Source organism: Psychrobacter sp. CX14, from assembly GCF_057396205.2.
The window spans coordinates 2,327,183-2,343,495 of record NZ_CM183187.1 but is presented as its reverse complement, the minus strand read 5'-3'; the positions used below and the strand labels follow the sequence as shown (position 1 = coordinate 2,343,495).

At 42.4% G+C, this 16,313-nt stretch carries 15 protein-coding genes; 8 read left to right on the top strand and 7 right to left on the bottom strand.

Annotated features, from left to right (window positions below):
* Position 1 precedes the first annotated feature (1 nt).
* From nuoM to AC2SLO_RS09175, 3 genes are all read left to right on the top strand, one after another.
* Complete coding sequence (nuoM, locus tag AC2SLO_RS09185) at positions 2-1,762, top strand: NADH-quinone oxidoreductase subunit M (RefSeq protein WP_486540520.1); 1,761 nt, start codon at positions 2-4, stop codon at positions 1,760-1,762.
* Entirely contained in the window at positions 1,762-3,237 is a 1,476-nt protein-coding gene (locus AC2SLO_RS09180; protein ID WP_486540518.1) for an NADH-quinone oxidoreductase subunit N, read from the top strand. Before nuoM ends, AC2SLO_RS09180 begins: the two co-directional genes overlap by 1 nt.
* Positions 3,238-3,347: 110 nt before the next feature.
* On the top strand, positions 3,348-4,172 hold the full coding sequence (locus tag AC2SLO_RS09175) for a ferredoxin--NADP reductase (protein ID WP_486540643.1): 825 nt from the start codon (positions 3,348-3,350) through the stop codon (positions 4,170-4,172).
* A 137-nt stretch (positions 4,173-4,309) separates the two neighbouring features.
* On the opposite strand, the gene AC2SLO_RS09170 is transcribed toward AC2SLO_RS09175, so the two are convergent.
* From AC2SLO_RS09170 to AC2SLO_RS09145, 6 genes are all read right to left on the bottom strand, one after another.
* Positions 4,310-5,086 carry a hypothetical protein gene (locus AC2SLO_RS09170; RefSeq protein ID WP_486540516.1) on the bottom strand — a complete coding sequence of 259 codons (777 nt, stop codon included), beginning with the start codon at positions 5,084-5,086 and terminating at the stop codon, positions 4,310-4,312.
* A 123-nt stretch (positions 5,087-5,209) separates the two neighbouring features.
* On the bottom strand, positions 5,210-5,995 hold the full coding sequence (locus AC2SLO_RS09165; RefSeq protein WP_486540514.1) for a MipA/OmpV family protein: 786 nt from the start codon (positions 5,993-5,995) through the stop codon (positions 5,210-5,212).
* A 95-nt stretch (positions 5,996-6,090) separates the two neighbouring features.
* Positions 6,091-6,882 (bottom strand): rhomboid family intramembrane serine protease, encoded by a 792-nt coding sequence (locus tag AC2SLO_RS09160; protein WP_486540512.1) that lies wholly within the window; start codon positions 6,880-6,882, stop codon positions 6,091-6,093.
* 89 nt (positions 6,883-6,971) lie between these two features.
* Positions 6,972-8,183 carry an alpha-hydroxy acid oxidase gene (locus AC2SLO_RS09155; protein WP_486540641.1) on the bottom strand — a complete coding sequence of 404 codons (1,212 nt, stop codon included), beginning with the start codon at positions 8,181-8,183 and terminating at the stop codon, positions 6,972-6,974.
* Positions 8,184-8,257: 74 nt separating this feature from the next.
* Complete coding sequence (locus tag AC2SLO_RS09150) at positions 8,258-10,033, bottom strand: L-lactate permease (RefSeq protein WP_486540510.1); 1,776 nt, start codon at positions 10,031-10,033, stop codon at positions 8,258-8,260.
* Between the two features lie 190 nt (positions 10,034-10,223).
* Positions 10,224-10,538: a glutaredoxin family protein gene (locus AC2SLO_RS09145; protein WP_486540509.1), complete on the bottom strand. Its 315-nt coding sequence runs from the start codon at positions 10,536-10,538 to the stop codon at positions 10,224-10,226.
* 162 nt (positions 10,539-10,700) lie between these two features.
* Here AC2SLO_RS09145 and mtgA point away from each other — a divergent pair, with 162 nt between their 5' ends.
* The 5 genes from mtgA (at position 10,701) to AC2SLO_RS09120 (ending at position 15,208) form a co-directional block, all read left to right on the top strand.
* Entirely contained in the window at positions 10,701-11,378 is a 678-nt protein-coding gene (gene mtgA, locus AC2SLO_RS09140) for a monofunctional biosynthetic peptidoglycan transglycosylase (RefSeq protein WP_486540507.1), read from the top strand.
* Positions 11,379-11,616: 238 nt separating this feature from the next.
* On the top strand, positions 11,617-13,848 hold the full coding sequence (ppk1, locus tag AC2SLO_RS09135; protein WP_486540505.1) for a polyphosphate kinase 1: 2,232 nt from the start codon (positions 11,617-11,619) through the stop codon (positions 13,846-13,848).
* A gap of 239 nt (positions 13,849-14,087) precedes the next feature.
* Entirely contained in the window at positions 14,088-14,249 is a 162-nt protein-coding gene (locus AC2SLO_RS09130; protein ID WP_486540503.1) for a hypothetical protein, read from the top strand.
* 115 nt (positions 14,250-14,364) lie between these two features.
* The gene (locus AC2SLO_RS09125; protein ID WP_486540501.1) at positions 14,365-14,700 is read left to right on the top strand and encodes a hypothetical protein; all 336 of its coding nucleotides are present in this window, start codon (positions 14,365-14,367) and stop codon (positions 14,698-14,700) included.
* Between the two features lie 142 nt (positions 14,701-14,842).
* Positions 14,843-15,208, top strand: coding sequence for a hypothetical protein (locus AC2SLO_RS09120; protein ID WP_486540499.1), 366 nt, complete (start codon positions 14,843-14,845; stop codon positions 15,206-15,208).
* A 117-nt stretch (positions 15,209-15,325) separates the two neighbouring features.
* Here the strand turns inward: AC2SLO_RS09120 and AC2SLO_RS09115 are convergent, their stop codons facing one another.
* A complete protein-coding gene (locus tag AC2SLO_RS09115; protein ID WP_486540639.1) occupies positions 15,326-16,108 on the bottom strand; it encodes a MiaE family protein in 783 nt (260 codons plus the stop codon).
* Positions 16,109-16,313: the final 205 nt, after the last annotated feature.

Genomic DNA, 16,313 nt, shown 5'->3' with positions numbered 1-16,313 from the left:
GATGACAGAATTTCAATTAGCTTGGATATTGCCAGCACTGATAGCAACCCCGTTTATTGCGGGAACATTGTGTTGGCTCGTAGAAAAGATAAACAATCGTCTGCCACGCTGGATTGCTCTAATCGGCATGATTATTACCTTTGGGATGACCTTGGCGCTATGGAGCGAAGGGGCATTTATAGGAATGAGTCAGCAAGTGTTAGCACCGACAGCACAGCTGCCTTGGTTCTCTGAATTCCAAGTGCCTTGGATTGACTCTTTTGGTATCAGCTTCCATTTAGCACTTGATGGCATGTCGTTACTGATGGTATCGCTTACCGCTTTCTTAGGTATTATGGCCGTCGGCTGTTCATGGGGTGAGATTCAGCGCCGTGTTGGTTTCTTCCATCTAAACCTATTATGGAGTTTAGGCGGCGTTATCGGTGTTTTCTTAGCCATCGATCTATTCTTATTCTTCTTCTTTTGGGAGATGATGCTGGTTCCTATCTATTTTCTAATTGCCATTTGGGGTCACAATGCGACCAATGGTAAAACTAAGGAATATGCAGCGACTAAGTTCTTTATTTATACCCAAGCATCTGGTTTGATTATGCTTGTCGGTATCTTGCTGTTGGTTATTATCAGCTACGTGAACTCTGGTACTCTAAGCTTTAACTATAATGATTTACTGGGTACACAGCTTGGCGGTTGGGAGTATCCAATCATGCTGTGCTTCTTTATCGGTTTCGCCGTTAAATTACCTATTATGCCATTTCATGGTTGGTTACCAGATGCGCATGCTCAAGCACCAACCGCAGGTTCTGTCGACTTGGCAGGTATCTTAATTAAGACCGCAGCTTATGGTCTGATTCGTTTTGTTATTCCATTATTCCCAGAAGCGTCACATCAGTTTGCTCCGATTGCGATGACCTTAGGTGCCATTGGTATCTTCTATGGTGCGTGGTTAGCGTTTATGCAAACCGATATCAAACGTTTACTGGCTTATACCAGTGTCTCGCACATGGGCTTTGTGGTACTGGCAATTTATGCTGGAACACTTATCAGCTTGCAAGGTCTTATGGTGCAAATGTTGGCGCATGGCTTAGCCTCTGCAGCATTATTTATCATGGCAGGTCAATTATACGAGCGTATGCATACTCGTGAATTGCCATTGATGGGCGGTATGTGGGGTCAGTTCCGTTATTACTCGCCACTACTTATGTTCTTCTGTGCCGCACTATTAGGCATTCCAGGAACGGGTAACTTTATTGGTGAATTCTTAATCCTAATTGGCTCATTTGAAGAGTATCCAGTATTTGTGGTACTGGCAACATTTAGCTTGGTATGGGCAGGGCTATACTCGCTTATCCTTGTTTATCGTGCTTTATTTGGTGAAAGAACAATCCCAAAAGTAGCGTTAGAGACAGTAAGCTCACGTCCACCTGCGGTAGTAGATAATGCAGCCGTTACTCAAACTGCTTTTGCTAACAATGCCAATCACGTAGAAACGGCTGATAGTACTCATAGGGTCAATACCAGCTATGAGGGGGAAGAGGTTACTCATAAGCCAGTTAAATTATACGATCTTAACCGTCGTGAGCTTGCGCTACTATTATTGTTGGCTGTGGGCCTTGTGTGGTTAGGTTTATTCCCACAAACCGTATTAGATACATCAAGTCATGCTATGCAGTGGATTAATAATGCGTACACGTACCATGAGGTTGTCAATTTTGACACGCTTGAATCCGCGCAATCTGTTATCGGCGCAGGGGAGGTACGCTAATGAATACGCTTGTTAATAACACTTGGCCTATCTTAACCCCATTTGCTCCTGTTCTAATTGTGGCAGCGACTCTACTTATCGTTATGTTAGCGATAGCGGTTAAACGCTCACACTTTGTGACCGGTACATTAACCGTGCTAGGCTTGAACGCTGGTCTAATAATGCTGTTCGGTCAGATGGTTGGCTGGTTCCCGATATCAAGCATTGAGATGGCTACCCCGATGTTTACGGTGGATCCATTTGCACAGTTTAATATGGTGATTATATTTATATCATCATTGGCATGCTGTACGTTGGCTTATCCATACTTTAGAACCTTCAATGACCATAAAGAAGAGCTGTATTTATTGATGCTGCTATCCACCATTGGCGGATTGCTGATGGTAAGTGCGCATAATTTTGCCTCATTCTTTATGAGTTTAGAGCTACTGTCTGTGCCTTTATATGGCATGTTGGCTTATGCCTTTATGCGCAATCGCTCGCTTGAGGCTGGTCTTAAATATTTAGTGCTATCAGCAACAGCGTCTGCGACCTTATTAATGGGTATGGCATTTATTTATGCCTCAACGGGCACACTAGACTTTAAAGAAAACGCTGTTGCGTTACAGTATGTCTTTGAATCACCACTTATGATTTTGGGTGCGGCGATGATGGTATTTGGTATCGCGTTTAAATTATCTGCAGCACCCTTCCATATGTGGACACCAGATGTCTATCACGGTGCACCGGCACCAGTGGCAACTTTCTTAGCGTCGGTCAGTAAAGTAGCGATGATGGCATTGGCACTACGGTTCTTAATTGAAACGGCTTTACTAGCATTGCCTGCAGTGACTACTGTACTAATGGTTATCGCAACATTGTCTATCTTAGCGGGTAACTTATTGGCTCTACGTCAGACCAATTTAAAGCGTTTACTGGGTTATTCATCAATCTCACATATGGGTTATGTGTTGGTGGTCATCGCTAGCGTAGGTCCGACGGCTTACTCAATTAGTAATATGTATATGGCGATTTATGCGCTAACTTCACTGGGTCTGTTCGGTGTAATTACGCTGATGTCGAGCACTTACAAAGACTCTGGTGAAGCCTCAGAGCTTGAGCACTACCGTGGTCTATTCTGGCGCCGTCCAGTCTTAACCGGTGTCATGACTGTCATGCTACTGTCGATGGCGGGTGTGCCTTTAACTGCAGGCTTTATTACTAAGTTCTTCGCGGTAGTAGCTGCGGTACAAGGTATGCAATGGTTCCTAGCGGCGATGATTATTATAGGTAGTGCTATTGGTTTATTCTACTATCTAAGAGTGATGCTGACCTTGTTTAAGCGTCCAAATAAAACCATCGAATTCGATGCGCTATGGCATTGGGGCATTCAAGTGGGTGGTCTGATGGTGCTTATTGCAACATTAGCGGTAATCTACTTCGGTGTTCTCCCTAATGACTTTATTCTTTGGGCGAGCAACGCAGTTATCTGGTAGCTTGGATGAGATAAACAGTACAATATGTTATGCTTGTGGAGTACATTTACTCTGCAAGCATTTTTTTTGTTTAATCCTATTGGCAGCAGAACCTTTAATAAGAAGTGACTATTATGAGTGATAATATTCAGACCGTTAAAGTATTAAGTAAGACAACTTGGACACCCACTTTGTTTAGTTTTACGGTGACACGGCCAGAGAGTTTTAAGTTTACGGCAGGTCAATGGGTACGCTTAGGTCTCAATCCAAGTCGGCTTAATTATCACAAAAATAACTCGGCTGATAATGCAGATTCTGCACCTGATGAAGACATCTACCGTGCATACTCGATTGTGTCATCGCCATATGATGAGACCATAGAGTTCTTCTCAATCGTTATTGAAGATGGTGCATTTACTTCTCAGCTACAGCATCTAGAAGTGGGTGATGAGCTGCTGCTAAACACCACGCCGTTTGGTTTCTTAACCCTTGCCCGTTACCAAGAGCCGTTGCCAAAAGACTTATGGTTATTGGCGACTGGAACTGGGCTTGCGCCGTTTTTATCCATGCTTCAAGACATAAAGACATGGGAAGATTACGAGCATATTATTCTGGCTTATAGTGCGCGCAATCAAGCAGAGTTGGCCTATGTTGATTTGATTAAGTCATTAGAGGAAGACTTCGGTGGGCTAGTCACGTCACCGGCCAAACTTACCTTTGTGCCAATTGTGACACGTGAAAAGGTTGACGGTGCATTGAATAAACGCTTGCCTGAGTTACTGATAACCGGTAAGCTCGAAGCAGTTGCTGGTGAGAAGCTGACTAATGAGCACTCACATGTGATGCTATGTGGTAACCCGCAAATGGTGGACGATACCAAAGAGACCCTAAAAGAGATGGGTCTGGTAATGAACCGCCGCGGTGTGGGTAATATTGCGGTAGAAAACTACTGGTAAGAAGGGCTTGTTTTATGTGGTGGTTTTCCGTGGATTAATTAGATAAAGACAATTAGTCCCGTGAAGATAGAAAAAGCCCCTAAATTAATTTAGGGGCTTTCCTTATGCTAGTAAGCTTTAGATAATGAATAGGCTAATTATTCTTGGCTAGGGCTAATAGCGTCACCAATAGGGTTAGTTGGGCCTTTTAGTAATTCTGGCTCATCATCTGGAGTAATGATATCATTATTACTCTCATTAGAGAGTAGGTCACGCACATTTACCTTGGTCTTTAAGATAAGCTGCTCTTCTTCTACCAAACCATAGTTTATCTGTACCTTATGTAAGGTGTTGATAATCTTCTTATTCTTTTTAAGCCAGCGGTTAATATCCAAGTAAATAATATTATCTTTTGGACGGGCGATATTAATTTTGCTAAGAATGAAGCCTAATGGGTCTTTGTGTAGCACACTGTGATAAAACCAAATAACAAATTTAATACCGCTACGTTTGAGAAAAGACTCACAACGAAGGTTAAGCACATCGGTATTGGTCATTTGTCCAAAAACAAAACGCTGAACGTCGCGGTCTAATTGGACATGCACCAATCTAAAGTTACTGGCGACCTCGGCATAGATGCCTTTGACCTCGACGGTACAAAACAGTCTAAACCAATCGTCATGCAGCTCCACTCTTAACTCAAGAATTTGTTTGACGTTGTCTGTAACAAACTTCTTTAGTGCGCCGTTGACTTGATCTTGGCTTACCGGTAAAGAGAATTCATCGTCTACAGAATCTGCCGCTTTACCATACACAGCTCTTACTTTGTCTGTAATATACGACCAAATTCCAGAGAAACCAAACTTTAGATTGTCATCAAAATCTGTGAAAGACTCATCTGCCGTATCATCAATAGGTTGCTGAGTATGTTGCACGTATCGTCCTCTTTATATGAGCGTAATTAAACTTGAAAACAGGTGTTATCTTAACGGTGTGGCTATGATTATAGATAAGAATAGCCACGCTCGATTAGAAATAACAGATTCTAAGGCATATGATTAGAATTTGTATAATACCCCTAAAGTGGTGCGGTAGTCGACACGGTCATCAACCATAGGGCTGTCATACTGCTCATCATTTAGATAAGTGATGTTCTGACCTAAGAATAAATCCCAGTCATTATTTATTTCATAAGTGGCATTTACGCTCACATATGGGCTAACGCTTGAGTCTGGAGAATAACGGCGGATACCTGATTTGTTAGACTCTTTTTGAGTTACGCCATAATAGTATTCGTTGTAATCTTCGCTTACCCATTCAAGACCGGCGCTTGGATAGATGGTCCATTTGCCTGGCGTTAGTTTGGCTAGATAAGTTAAACGAGCAACAGTGCCTTCACTGCGGCCAGTTACATCGGTCGCAATTTGACCACGGAAACCGCCAATAGGCGTGCGGCGTAGGTAGCTTGCGCCAACCATACCCGACCATTTTCTCTCATCTAACTCTTTTAATGCACCGTCAGCATCATCAGGGTCAAACTTACTGCCGCCAGGCTGAATAAAACCGGCAACCTCATTGGTGCCATCATTTATCAGATAACCACCGAACTGGCTGCCACGGGCGTAAATCTGACCGTTGTCATAAAACAGGCTTGGTAATATGCTAACTTCATTGTCTCTATCATAGGCGCTGCTTTCAGCAATAACGTTTACGCCAACTCGAAGGCCAGACTCCTCACTAGCTGGAGAAGTAACAGGAGCTTGAGCTTGTGCTGTAGTAGAGGCTAGACCGATTAAGCCTAAGCTTGCCAAAAGTAGCGCAGGTTTTGTATAAGTGGTGATCATAAAAAACTCTTTATCAGTTGATTGACAGAAGGTAAATAAAATTTGAATGAATAAACGGGTAACGTTCGTTAACCGCTATTTTACAGTTAAATGAACTATAAGCCTAACAGTAGATGTAAGTCTAGCCATAACTTATAAAAAATAGCGCTGATAATCAAAAATCCCAACCAAGGGAGTAGCTTATAAATAGGATTGCTGTTATTGGAATGATTGGTATTCGGTGCAGTTTGAGCACTCTTATTATGGCGCACAACACCGCGATAGCCGAGCATAATACTAATAGCCAATAGTCCTCCTGTGATAGCGCCGCCAATATGACCGGCATTATCAATCCCAGGAACCGCAAAGCCATACATAAGGTTAATACCCATAATGATGGCTAAGTTTTTAAGTTGAGCATTATTACCTTTTGCAGGGAAGTTAAGCAGCTTGCCTTTAAATAGCTCAACCATAAGCAGTGCCATGCCTAGGCCCATAATACCGCCAGAGGCTCCGGCGGATATGCCGGGCACTCCGTTATTATGCATGATTTGCCACCAAGTGACATAGCTGTTAAGTAGATTGCCTCCTACGGCAGAGAGCAGAAATAGCAGTAAGAATTTAACCGAACCGAAGCTGACCTCTGCCGCTTGGCCAAAATAATACATCGCAAACGCATTAAATAGTAAATGCATTAAACCAATATGTAAAAAGGCACTGGTAATCAGGCGCCAAGGCTCATAACCGAGCGTATAGGGGAGCGCGTTGGCACCCCAAGTCAATAGCGCCTCAAGACTTGGCTCATTGGCATCCACACCAGTGGCTACTTGAATAACAAACAGAGCAATAAAGCTCAGTAGCAACAGGGTGGTCATCGGGGCGCGGTTAAAGAATTGTTTTACGGTCATAAGAGGAATTAGCGGCTTATAAAGTTTCGCTATTTTAGCATAGCTAACTGCATAAGACTGCGTCGTTCCTCTTTGAGAGAATATCGGGATTAGCCCCAGCGAATAGGTGCTATTTGTGGAATAGAGGTTTTAAGATGCTCGTAAGTGCCTTTGACTAAGATATCGTCTGTGACATTATTAATGTTGGTCTGACCACAAAATGCCATTGTAATATCGCATTCTTTATAAAGTATCTCTAATGCGCGGCGTACACCATCTTCACCGTAAGCGCCGAGGCCGTATAAGAAAGCGCGGCCGACCATGGTACCTTTTGCACCCAATGAAACAGCTTTTAATACATCTTGTCCTGAGCGGATACCACTATCTAGCCAGATTTCGATATTACTATTTTCAGCCTGAACCGCTTGTACGATTTCAGTTAAGCAAGCAATAGAAGAGGGTGCCCCATCTAACTGGCGGCCGCCATGGTTGGAGATAACCATCGCATCGGCACCGCTGCGTGCGGCTAAAATAGCGTCTTCAGGCTCCATAATGCCTTTGATGATTAATTTACCGCCCCACATATCCTTAATGCGTGCCACATCATCCCAACTTAAGCCTGGGTCAAACTGCTCAGCTGTCCATGATGATAAGGAAGATAAATCGCCAACGCCTTTTGCATGACCTACGATATTACCGAAGGTACGGCTTTTAGCGCCAAGCATGTTATAGCACCATTCAGGCTTGGTCATTAAATTTAAGATATTGCTTAATGTTGGTTTCGGCGGTGCAGACAAACCATTTTTAATATCTTTATGACGCTGACCTAAGACTTGCAGATCTGCGGTTAATATCAGCGCAGAGCAGTTGGCTTCTTTAGCACGGCGGATAAGATTAGCCATAAAGTCTTGATCACGCATTACATACAGCTGAAACCAAAAAGGACGCGTCGTTGCTTCTGCGACTTGTTCGATAGAACAAATACTCATGGTAGACAGTGAAAAAGGAATACCAAATTTCTCAGCTGCGCGCGCGGCATGTATCTCACCATTGGCCCACATCATACCGGTAAAGCCGGTTGGGGCAATGGCGACAGGCATACTGACATCTTCACCAATCATAGTAGTGGCAAGGCTGCGATTGTCCATATCAACCAAAACCCGCTGACGCAGCTTAATACGATCAAAATCCGTTTCGTTATTACGGTACGTCGTTTGTGTCCATGAACCTGAATCAACGTAGTCATAAAACATACGTGGTACCTTGCGCTCGGCTACGCGGCGAAGGTCTTCAATTTCAGTCATCTTGGTTAAGTCTTTCATGATAATGAACTCGCTTAGCTTTGGCATCGACTGATGCTATTAAGAGATTCGGAACTCGTTTTGAGTTAACCCAGTTATTTTATAGTTGAGTGAGCCACTGCAGCCGGTTTGCTGGTAATAGACATAAGGGTTAAGAATAAGATAGGCCAAGCCAGAGCCAATAACCACCAGATTAAACCGCCAAAAATGACTGCCATACCCAAGAATCCTGCCTGCACCACATAATAAGTCATGGCGACTAAGGTCTTACGGATAACATAGCCTTCTTTGTTCACTAAGCCGACGACTGCACAAGCAGCCACCACATTATGAACAGAAATCATATTACCTGCAGCACCGCCAATCGCTTGTAGAGCCACCACTTGCGCAGCAAGATTGGTATCTAGACCAATCTGAGTGGCTGTTGACCACTGAAAGTATGAAAACATCATATTACTAATGGTATTAGAGCCGGCAATAAAGGCTCCCATTGCGCCAATCCAAGGCGATACTAAAGGCCAAGTTTGTGAAAATGTGGCACTGGCACTTTCTGCTAATAAGATAGGCATGGCAGGCAAGTTGGTCGCAACGTCAGTACTTGAGCCTGAGTTGATAAACACCTGTACCATAGGCACAGATAATAATAACGCAGGAGCTGCAGAAACCATAGTTTTGGCTGAGTTTGCCCAACTGCGTTTTACTGCGCTCGTATTCATATTATAAATCCACATGCACAGTAAAGAGGTAATAATTAAAATAGTACCAGGAGAATATAGTAGCTGAATTTTGCTTGAGATTTCGCTGCCATATAAGTTATTAAAAACGATGGTTGCTGAGTCCCCAACTAAGAAGCTTTTGAGCGGAGCGATAACACGTGTAATAATTAATAAACCAATCACGATGGCATAAGGCGAGAAGGCTCGTAAAATTGAGAACTTTGGTTCCACGCTGTCATCAAAATCCTCTTGTGCCAAGGTTCCTAACCATTCTTTATCCCAATGTTCTCTAGGGCCAAAGTCAAAAAGCTCTTTTGGCATTAAAAAACCATGTTTGGCCGCAGGAATAACAATCAACAAACCTACAAAACCGCCAACCAATGAGGGGAACTCTGGGCCTAAATATTTGGCAACCAAAAAGTAGGGTAGGGTAAAGCAAATGCCAGCAAATAATGCAAAAGGCCAAACTTTTAGACCTTCCACAAATGATTTTCTCTCACCGAAGAAGCGGGTTAAGAAGGCACTAAGAATTAGTGGAATAAGGACACCGATAAGCGAATGAAATAGGCCAACATTCGCGGTAATCTGTAATAAATAATCTGCTACCGTAGCAGGCTCGATAGCGTCTGCTAAATCTTGCTTGTTATCAATCCCTGACCATACGCCGAGTAACAAAGGCGTGCCAACAGCGCCAAAAGAAACAGGGGTTGATTGAATAATCAAGACTACCATGACCGCCGCCATAGCAGGGAAACCTAAGGCCAATAATAATGGTGCGCCCACTGCTGATGGCGTTCCATAACCTGACGAGCCTTCGACCAATGAACAAAATAACCAAGCGACAATAATGGCCTGCACTCGGCGATCAGGCGTGATATCCATAAATCCGCGGCGGATAGCAATCATCGCACCACTTTCTTTGAGCGTATTTAGCAACAAAATAGCAGAGAAGACGATGAATGCAATCGTTAGGGCAACAATAATTCCGTTAGTGGTCGCTGCAGCAACTTGGGATAAACCCGCATCCCAAACAAATAGCGCTAATAAAGCGGTAACTAAATAAGAAGCTGCCATAGCATATTTGGCAGGTAACCGCAGTACGACCAATAATAGGAATACGGTTACAATGGGAGCAAGTGCTAAAAAAGTAAACATGTAACTTCCTTGTTATGCATGTACAAGTTGAAAATACCAATTGTTCAATTGGCTCTAGTGATTTGAGAATGCCTATAGAAGAGCAAAAGGCATTTTTAAATATACAAAATAATGATGAAAAACTTTGAAGCTGCTATTGTATTGCTAAATATTTATCAAGTAAACACTTGTTTGTTTCTTTGTTAAGTTTTTATGAGAGACGAGCCGTTAAGTCCATGACAGAGAACGGATAATTAATTTGCGTCGTTGGGGTTAAGATAACGGGTATTAATGTGGCGAACTGATCCATCAGTTGCTCATCGAAATCAGCGATATCTACCTTTTGTATAGTAACTGGATTAACACTAGAAAATAGTCTAAGCGTATGTTCCGCTTGCTCACAAAGATGACATCCCGATGTTCCTAATAACCACCAAGCCGTCTCATCTAGATTATTCTCATGGGTATATTGTCCTAAATCGGCTTGTTGTTTGATTTGTTGTCGGTCTTGTTGGATATGAGACATATGTTGCCATCCTTTTAGGTGTCTAGATTAATAGTGTAGAAGGTAAGGGTGTAGAGCAGCTATTTTAACGTGATTCTACAAAAGGGGTGATAATTAGCTAGTCGTAAAACCTAGGTTGGTTTATCATTGTTTAAATTTCATTGTTAGCTGAGTCAAAATATTATGACGGCAGTATCTAAGTTTATAAAACGTTTATTAGGGGCGCTCATTCTGCTCGTAGTAGCTTTCTATCTTTTGGTAGCCAGCTTGCTTATGGTATGGAAAACGCAGCCTATTAATAACAGTATGTTTATGGTGGCACACCGCATGGGCGGTGGTAGTGTCTCTCAGACATGGGTTGATTATGACAATATTGCAAAAAGTGCCAAGCAGGCGGCGATTGCCAGTGAAGATGCCAAGTTTCTGACACATGAAGGCTTTGATATGGAAGGTATTGAAGCGGCGATGAAGAAAAATGAAAGCAGCGGTAGTGTGTCTGCTGGCGGGTCAACCATTACTCAACAGTTGGCGAAAAACCTATTTTTAACCTCACATCGCTCTTATGTGCGCAAAGGCATTGAAGCCAGTATAACGGTGATGATTGAAGCATTCTGGGATAAAAAGCGCATTTTGACGGCTTATTTGAATGTGGCAGAGTTCGGTGACGGTATTTACGGGATTGAAGCGGCGGCGCAGCATTATTTTAATAAGTCAGCGAGCAATCTTAACCGCGATGAGTCTGCACTATTGATTAGCATGCTGACCAATCCTAAGTATTATCAGGATAATATGGGTGCTAAGCGCCTACGCAATAAACAGCGCATTATTATGAGACGCATGAATAGCGCCAGTATCCCTTAATAAAGTGTGTTTATGACTCAATATACAGGCGGTTGATATATAGTCGTCATATTTGCGTGCTACCATATATAAATAGAGAGGTTTAATTGAGAACAGCTACTTATAGGCTCACTGTTTAAGTTATAAACCCTCGATAATTAGGCATTAATAATGAAGCTAATAGAACGATACGTAGTTTAAATAAGCAAAGACTTAATAAAATCCGCCGTACCATGCATTTAAGGATGTAATTGATATTATGACCAACAACACAGAGACTCAAAAAAAGACAACAAACACTGCTCAAGATAAGGAGCAGACGACTGCCGCTCAGCAATCAAACAATGAGCATGAGCTAACCGTATTAGATTGGCAGCGTTATGACGATGGTACCTATTCGCCGAACTGTTATATCAACCGTGAGTTGTCTTGGCTGCAGTTTCACTTACGTGTACTGGCGCAAGCGACTAACCCGCGCCATCCACTACTTGAGCGTCTGTTTTTCTTAATTATCTTCTCATCCAACATGGATGAGTTCTTTGAGATTCGTGTGGCTGGTCTGATGCAAAAGCTTAATCACGGTTATATCTCAACCAAGCCGGACAAGATGCGTCCGAATGAAGTGTTAAGACAAATCTCTGATGTGGCCCACAAAGCCATTGATGAGCAGTACCGTATTTTAAACGAAGATATCTTGCCAGCATTGGCGGAAGAGGACATCCGCTATCTGAAGCGTAATGAGCTGAATGCCGAGCAGGCGCAGTGGATGAAGAATTACTTTATTGAACAGGTCATGCCAGTGTTAACACCGATTAGTATTGACCCTGCGCACCCGTTCCCACGTTTGGTAAACAAGAGCCTTAACTTCATGGTGAGTCTAGAGGGCAAAGATGCCTTTGGCCGTGATATAAATCTGGCAGTTGTGCCAGCACCGCGCAGCTTACCACGCGTTATTCGCCTGCCAGATGAGCTAACTGGTGGTAAAGAGCATCATATTATGCTGTCGGCTGTTATTCATGAGCACGTGGGCAAACTATTCCCAGGTATGTCAGTAACGGGGTGCCATCAGTTCCGCTTGACCCGTAACGCTGATCTTGAATTATCTGATGATGTTGAAGATATTGCCAAAGCCCTAGAGGGCGAGCTGGACAATCGCCGCTTCGGTGATAAGGTACGCCTAGAGGTGACTACTAATTGTCCAACTGAGATTAGCGACTATCTATTAGATGAATTCGGCCTACATGACAACCAGCTATATCGTGTTAATGGTCCGGTTAACCTGACTCGTTTGTTGTTCGATTTTGATATTCCGAAGCTGCGTTTCCAGCCGTTTACGCATATTATTCCTAAAGCCTTTAGACGTGAGTCATTTGACAAAGGTGAGAGCATGTTTACCGCCATTCGCCGCGGCGACGTGATGGTGCATCATCCTTTTGAGTCATTTAATCCTGTAGTGAACATCATTTGGCAAGCGGCTAATGACCCGAAAGTATTGGCGATTAAACAGACTTTATATCGCTCAGGCAAAAACTCTGAAATTGTTAAGGCATTAGCAGAAGCGGCACGTAATGGTAAAGAAGTTACCGCTATTATAGAGCTACGTGCCCGTTTTGATGAAGCGTCAAACATCGAGGTTGCTAACTTCTTGCAAGAAGCAGGCGCAGTCGTGGTTTACGGTATAGTCGGTTATAAAACGCATGCCAAACTGATGCTGATTGTACGCCGTGAGGATAATAAAATCCGCCGCTATGTGCATTTAGGTACTGGTAACTATCATGAAGGTAATGCCAAAGCTTATACAGATTATGGTCTATTTACCGCTAATCCTGATATCTCTGAAGATGTACACAAAATCTTCCAAGAGTTAACTGGAATGGGTAAGCCTGCCAACGTGAATAAACTATTGCATGCGCCATTTACCTTACACACTCAGTTGATGTCATTTATAGATGGTGAGATTGCCAATGCTAAAGCCGGTAAAAAAGCCCATATCATCGTTAAATGTAACGCGCTAACCGAGCGCCATTTGATTGATAAGCTATATGATGCCTCGCAGGCAGGCGTGAAGATTGAATTGATTTTACGTTCGATGAGCTGTATTCGTCCGCAAGTCAAAGGTTTGTCTGAGAACATTACAGTACGCTCAATTGTGGGCCGCTTCTTAGAGCATACACGTGTTTATTATTTCTATAACGGCGGCGATGAGCGCTTGTATTGTGGCAGCGCGGACTGGATGAGTCGTAACTTATTCCACCGTGTTGAGGTTGCATTCCCTGTAGAGGACCGTAATCTGTTCAAACGTGTCTATGAGGATGGTCTGATCAGCTATCTAAAAGACAACGTACAGTCTTGGTCATTAAAAGGCGATGGCAGCTGGGAGCAGATAAAACCTGCAAAAGGCGAAGAGCCGTTTATTGCACAGGATTATTTATTGAAGAAAATAAATGGGGTGTCAGATATCGAAGAGAGTGTTCCTCAATCTGATATTTGATTGATAACGCTTATTTATCCTGTTTTAGTGAAAGAAGAGCAACTTTGTTTACAAAGTTGCTTTTTTTTCAACATTTTTAAACACAATACTACGTGTTGCCAATAGTTTATAGCAATGCTTTGTCTATATGATAATAATCAGCTTATAAAGGTCAGTATTTATTAGCTGCCTTAATAAAGAACCACAATAGATAGTTCATATTATAGATAGTTCATATTATTGATAAAAGGAAAAACATCATGAATAACGATGCAAATAAATCGGAAGTGACACAAGCTGCAAACGAAGTAGAGCCAAATCAAGTGAAAGATAATCTAAAAAATGACAATCAAGCACCACAAGATTTATCTAAGGATGAAGAAACACCGTTTATTGATGACGATGTACGAACTGATAAATGATAAATAATGCATAAATCATAAATAAAGGTTAGGCGAATAACGTCTTAAGCACATAAAAATTAATTAGCTACTGGGATATCAGTACAATTATAAAAATAAATAATGAGGGGATAATATGTCGATTAACAAAGAAATCAAAGTAGAAGGCACTCGTGATCAAGTTATAGCAGATGACGTGAATAAAGCGCGTGCTCGCGGTGAGCATCATGAAGAAAATATCCCTTCTATTGATAAAGGTGCTGCTCAGTCTAAAGGGACTGAAGAAGGCAGAGAAGAGTTAGGCGATTACGAAGGCACTAAGCATCAACCAGAAATTGATGGTGAACAGCAAGATTCACAAGAAACTGATGAAGTGTATTTAGACCCTCGTGCTCAAGCAGGTCTACCGCCAGCAGGTAAAAATGTGGGTGATTTAAATGCTCATGATCTAGGTCGCCATGATAAAGACTAATAAATGCAATTGAACAATTGTTCCTCATCTACATAGGCAGGTGACTCGTTTATATAGAGGACTCGTTTATATAAAAGAGTGATACGAAACTTTTTATACTTATTAGAAGAATAAACTTACTCAATAATAATAAGGATGAACCATGCAAACCAAAGACCCTCATTTAACCAAAACACCAATTAAGACAGAAGCCCCGAATACAGAAGCCGTTAATACAGAGACTGCAACTGAGGATCGCCGCGTTGCTTCAGAGACTCAAGATGATAAGGGTACAGAAACACTTAAGCAGGATGTCTATAAGTCTGAACATGTCAATGATGGCGACAATCCAGCGCGCCAGCCAGACAGACGAGATCAAGAAGGCGAAACGCCATTTGATGGTAATGTGAATGCCAATACTGTATCAAAAGCAGATGAGCAGCCTCAAAGTGATGAAATCACGGATCAGAACCGTTATGCCACTGTTGATAACGCGCAAACTCGAGTACTAAACGAAGATTTAAAATAAAAAGTTTGAGTAGCTTTTAAACAAGGCATCAAGTTGTATAAGAATACAAGAGGGCAGATTAACTGAGTTAATCTGCCCTTTATTTTGGCTAAATTCATCTATTTGTTAAATGGGTGCTTAAAGACTGGGTAGACCGCTGTGGAAACGAAGCTCACTATCTGGGCTAGTAATCAGCTCCGCCTCAACTTCCCTAAAAAAGGCAATGCGGGCATCAATATCTAAGGTTTTCTCGTCATGATTGATACTACCATTGGTGGCTTGATGCAGCGCTTCATAATCTAAAGCTGCCTTTGCCTGCTTTTCTTTGGGGTTATCTGATACAAGAGAGCGGGCGAGCGTAATGTAATCCTCGTAATGACGACTTTCAGATTTTAATAGATAACGGTAATATTTAGCTAGGCGTTCATCATCGATCACTTCACTTAATGCCGCAAAGCGCTCGCAAGAACGTGCCTCAATAAAGGCACCAATGATCAATACATCAATCATAGCAGCAGGCTCAAAGGTACGCTTGTGTTTAAGCATTCCTTTTGCATAACGGCTGGCAGGCAAATGACGCCATTTCTGTCCACGTTCTACCATAATGCCGACCACTTGCTCGTAGTGTAACATCTCTTCACGAATCAGTTGAGCCAGTTTTAGCTGTAAGTCGCGATGGAACTCATAACGAAAAATAAGGTTCATCGCTGTTCCGGCTGCCTTTTTCTCACAATTGGCATGATCTTGAATAATGGTCGGTAAGTCCTGCTGCGCCGCCTCTAACCATGATTTTGGTGTACGCGTACCTAAAAATTCATAAATATGAGAAATATCTGTTTTTGCAGGGGCGTGAACGGTGTTGTTTACGTCCTCGTCAGTTAAAGACGTTGCAAAAGAAGAGACAGGTGCCGTGGTATTCATCGAATTAGTCATAAACAGTCAGTCTTGAGTATAGGGTAAGAGAAAAGAGTAGGGAGTCATAAACTTTAAAATAAAATGAGTAGGCGATTATAAATTGAGTAGGCATTATTCTATCAAATATCAGCCACTGACTTCGCCTCTTGTTTGGCCATCGGCACTAAAGATTTAAAATAATAAAAATAGCGAAAACTGTAACTAATTAAAT

What these genes read in the sequence shown, in the direction of transcription:
- nuoM (WP_486540520.1), top strand. Translation starts at nt 2, where the DNA reads ATGACAGAATTTCAATTAGCTTGGATATTGCCAGCACTGATAGCAACC.
- AC2SLO_RS09180 (WP_486540518.1), top strand. Translation starts at nt 1,762, where the DNA reads ATGAATACGCTTGTTAATAACACTTGGCCTATCTTAACCCCATTTGCT.
- AC2SLO_RS09165 (WP_486540514.1), bottom strand. Translation starts at nt 5,995, where the DNA reads ATGATCACCACTTATACAAAACCTGCGCTACTTTTGGCAAGCTTAGGC.
- AC2SLO_RS09160 (WP_486540512.1), bottom strand. Translation starts at nt 6,882, where the DNA reads ATGACCGTAAAACAATTCTTTAACCGCGCCCCGATGACCACCCTGTTG.
- AC2SLO_RS09155 (WP_486540641.1), bottom strand. Translation starts at nt 8,183, where the DNA reads ATGAAAGACTTAACCAAGATGACTGAAATTGAAGACCTTCGCCGCGTA.
- AC2SLO_RS09150 (WP_486540510.1), bottom strand. Translation starts at nt 10,033, where the DNA reads ATGTTTACTTTTTTAGCACTTGCTCCCATTGTAACCGTATTCCTATTA.
- AC2SLO_RS09145 (WP_486540509.1), bottom strand. Translation starts at nt 10,538, where the DNA reads ATGTCTCATATCCAACAAGACCGACAACAAATCAAACAACAAGCCGAT.
- mtgA (WP_486540507.1), top strand. Translation starts at nt 10,701, where the DNA reads ATGACGGCAGTATCTAAGTTTATAAAACGTTTATTAGGGGCGCTCATT.
- ppk1 (WP_486540505.1), top strand. Translation starts at nt 11,617, where the DNA reads ATGACCAACAACACAGAGACTCAAAAAAAGACAACAAACACTGCTCAA.
- AC2SLO_RS09130 (WP_486540503.1), top strand. Translation starts at nt 14,088, where the DNA reads ATGAATAACGATGCAAATAAATCGGAAGTGACACAAGCTGCAAACGAA.
- AC2SLO_RS09125 (WP_486540501.1), top strand. Translation starts at nt 14,365, where the DNA reads ATGTCGATTAACAAAGAAATCAAAGTAGAAGGCACTCGTGATCAAGTT.
- AC2SLO_RS09120 (WP_486540499.1), top strand. Translation starts at nt 14,843, where the DNA reads ATGCAAACCAAAGACCCTCATTTAACCAAAACACCAATTAAGACAGAA.
- AC2SLO_RS09115 (WP_486540639.1), bottom strand. Translation starts at nt 16,108, where the DNA reads ATGAATACCACGGCACCTGTCTCTTCTTTTGCAACGTCTTTAACTGAC.